Annotated in this window: 1 protein-coding gene; it reads right to left on the bottom strand. The window is 70.9% G+C overall.

Going from position 1 to position 268, the window contains the following annotated elements; genetic code table 11:
* Positions 1–268, bottom strand: a 268-nt coding sequence (locus tag BEK98_RS47735; protein ID WP_143684317.1) for an acyltransferase domain-containing protein, incomplete at both ends; no start/stop codon positions are given.

Raw genomic sequence — 268 nt, 5'->3', positions numbered from 1 at the left:
CGGCCGAGGTGAGCTGGGTGCCGGGACCCACCTCGGCGAACGCGGTCACCTTCGCTTCCCGTACCAGATGACGTACGACGTCCGCGAACCGCACGGTCTCACGGGCGTGGCGGACCCAGTAGCCCGCCGAGCGCAGGTCGTCTCCGGTGGCCTGACGTCCGGTCAGTGCCGAGACGACCGGTATACGGGGCACATGGAAGGTGGCCCGGGACGCGGCTCGGGCGAAGTCCGCGAGCGCCGGTTCGATCAGCGGCGAGTGGAAGGCGTG

This window comes from Streptomyces diastatochromogenes, from assembly GCF_002242805.1.
In the GTDB taxonomy this organism is placed as follows: Bacteria; Actinomycetota; Actinomycetes; order Streptomycetales; family Streptomycetaceae; genus Streptomyces; species Streptomyces diastatochromogenes.
Note: the sequence above shows the minus strand (reverse complement) of the source record. Positions and strands in the feature narration are given on the sequence as shown.